This is a genomic window from Streptomyces phytophilus, assembly GCF_013870535.1.
GTDB classification, from domain to species: Bacteria; Actinomycetota; Actinomycetes; order Streptomycetales; family Streptomycetaceae; genus Streptomyces; species Streptomyces phytophilus.
Genome location: NZ_JACBXC010001071.1, coordinates 1 through 2,124, shown reverse-complemented (window position 1 = coordinate 2,124; position 2,124 = coordinate 1). Strand labels below are relative to the sequence as shown.

At 71.5% G+C, this 2,124-nt stretch carries 3 protein-coding genes; 1 reads left to right on the top strand and 2 read right to left on the bottom strand.

Features of this window, described 5'->3' with window-relative positions:
• Window positions 1-166 precede the first annotated feature (166 nt).
• The gene (locus tag H5J30_RS29140; RefSeq protein WP_181790265.1) at window positions 167-370 is read left to right on the top strand and encodes a PspC domain-containing protein; all 204 of its coding nucleotides are present in this window, start codon (window positions 167-169) and stop codon (window positions 368-370) included.
• Between the two features lie 75 nt (window positions 371-445).
• On the opposite strand, the gene H5J30_RS29135 is transcribed toward H5J30_RS29140, so the two are convergent.
• Together H5J30_RS29135 and H5J30_RS29130 are read right to left on the bottom strand one after the other, a co-directional pair.
• Window positions 446-733: a hypothetical protein gene (locus H5J30_RS29135; protein ID WP_181790264.1), complete on the bottom strand. Its 288-nt coding sequence runs from the start codon at window positions 731-733 to the stop codon at window positions 446-448.
• A 180-nt stretch (window positions 734-913) separates the two neighbouring features.
• The gene (locus H5J30_RS29130; RefSeq protein WP_181790263.1) at window positions 914-2,038 is read right to left on the bottom strand and encodes an adenosine deaminase; all 1,125 of its coding nucleotides are present in this window, start codon (window positions 2,036-2,038) and stop codon (window positions 914-916) included.
• Window positions 2,039-2,124 lie beyond the last annotated feature (86 nt).

The following is a 2,124-nucleotide window of genomic DNA, read 5'->3' as shown; positions in this document are numbered from 1 at the left end:
CCGGGGGCGGGACGGGGGGCGGGACGGCTCAGGGCCCGACCCCGAGAATCACCAGGGTCGAGATCGCCCCGTAGGGCGACGTTTCGTCCGGCTTGTGTGCCTACGGTGGAATCAGTAGCCCACCCGACGGCGGGCCGCGAACGCCGACCCGAGGAGTGACGCAGCCATGGCCATGCCGACGAGACCGCGCGAGGGCCGGATGATCGCCGGGGTGTGCGCGGGCCTGGCCCGGCGCTTCGATACGACCCCCACCACCGTCCGGACCGTCTTCGTGGTGTCCTGCCTGCTGCCGGGACCGCAGTTCCTGCTCTACCTGGCGCTGTGGGTGATGATGCCCACCGAGGAGAAGGTACACAGCCCCGCCTGGTGAGGGCGGCCCCCGACGATACGGAACCGGGGCCGGCATCCGCTGCGGATGCCGGCCCCGGCCGTGTGCGTACGGGCGTCAGAGCGGCAGGGCGCCGACGGGGAGGGCCCCGAGGGGTACCACGCTGGTCAGCACACCGAGCTGACCGAGGCCCGGCGGCTGGGCGTTGGCGGCACCGTTGGGGGCGGCGGCCGGGGTGCCGTTGTTGCTCGCCAGATTCGAGCCGGTGACCGACTCCAGCGGAGAGGTCACCTGACCGACCGGGTCGGGCAGGCCGGGGACGGGCGCGGCGGAGGCGGTGCCCGCCGCGGCGGCGGCGAAAGCGGCGCCGAGCAGTGCGGTACCGAAGATCTTGCGGGTCTTCATGGAATTCAGGTCCTCGTCCTTGCGGATATCGAGCGGCAAAGAGAAACCTAGCCAGCCGGATATCGCCGCGGCAAAGACCGCCCCGCCGGGGCGGAAATTGGCCCGTACGGCCCCATCCGCGGATCGTAGGACCATCGCCAACCGACCCGGCGGGCACCTGAAATCGCAGGTCGGAGCCGGTCAGCGAAAGAGCCACTCCGACTTCAGCCCGGCGTATCCGGGCTTGATGACCTCGTTGATCATCGCCAGTCTTTCATCGAAAGGGATGAAAGCCGACTTCATGGCGTTGACGGTGAACCACTGCATGTCGTCCAGCGTGTAGTGGAACGTACGCACCAGCTCCTCGAACTCGCGGCTCATGCTCGTACCGCTCATGAGCCGGTTGTCGGTGTTGACCGTGGCGCGGAAGTAGAGCCGGCGCAGCAGCCCGATGGGGTGCTCGGCGTACGAGGAGGCGGCACCGGTCTGGAGGTTGGACGTCGGGCACAGCTCCAGCGGGATCCGCTTGTCGCGCACGTACGCCGCCAGCCGGCCGAGCTTGACGGTGCCGTCCTCGGCGACGTGGATGTCGTCGATGATCCGTACGCCGTGGCCGAGCCGGTCGGCGCCGCACCACTGCAGCGCCTGCCAGATCGACGGCAGGCCGAACGCCTCGCCGGCGTGGATGGTGAAGTGGTTGTTCTCGCGCTTCAGGTACTCGAAGGCGTCGAGGTGGCGGGTGGGCGGGAAGCCGGCCTCGGCGCCGGCGATGTCGAAGCCGACGACGCCGAGGTCGCGGTAGCGGTTGGCGAGTTCGGCGATCTCCAGCGAGCGGGCGGCGTGCCGCATGGCGGTGAGCAGCGCGCCGATGCGGATGCGGTGCCCGGCGGCGTGCGCGCGCCGCTCGCCCTCGCGGAAGCCCTCGTTGACGGCCTCCACGACCTGCTCCAGGCTCAGCCCGCCCTGGAGGTGCTGCTCGGGGGCGTAGCGCACCTCCGCGTAGACGACGCCGTCGGCGGCGAGGTCCTCGGCGCACTCGGCGGCGACCCGCACCAGGGCGTCGCGGGTCTGCATCACGGCGCAGGTGTGGGCGAAGGTCTCCAGGTAGCGCTCCAGGGACCCGGAGTCGGCGGCCTCGCGGAACCAGGCGCCCAGCCGCACGGGGTCGCTCTCGGGCAGCCCGGAGTAGCCGGTCTCGCGGGCGATGTCGACGACGGTGGCGGGGCGGAGGCCGCCGTCTAGGTGGTCGTGGAGCAGCACCTTGGGCGCCCGCCGAATCCGCGCCGCGTCCGGCACGGCCGCGGCCCTTCCGTTGTCGTCCGCCATGCGGCACCCCTTTCCGGTCACGATTTGGGCCATCCTACGCGCGTAGAGCGCTGCCCGGCGGCACTGCCCGGCGGCGGGCGCCGACC

Excerpts from the sequence above, each read along its gene's own strand:
- H5J30_RS29130 (WP_181790263.1), bottom strand. The coding sequence starts at position 2,038 with ATGGCGGACGACAACGGAAGGGCCGCGGCCGTGCCGGACGCGGCGCGG.
- H5J30_RS29140 (WP_181790265.1), top strand. The coding sequence starts at position 167 with ATGGCCATGCCGACGAGACCGCGCGAGGGCCGGATGATCGCCGGGGTG.
- H5J30_RS29135 (WP_181790264.1), bottom strand. The coding sequence starts at position 733 with ATGAAGACCCGCAAGATCTTCGGTACCGCACTGCTCGGCGCCGCTTTC.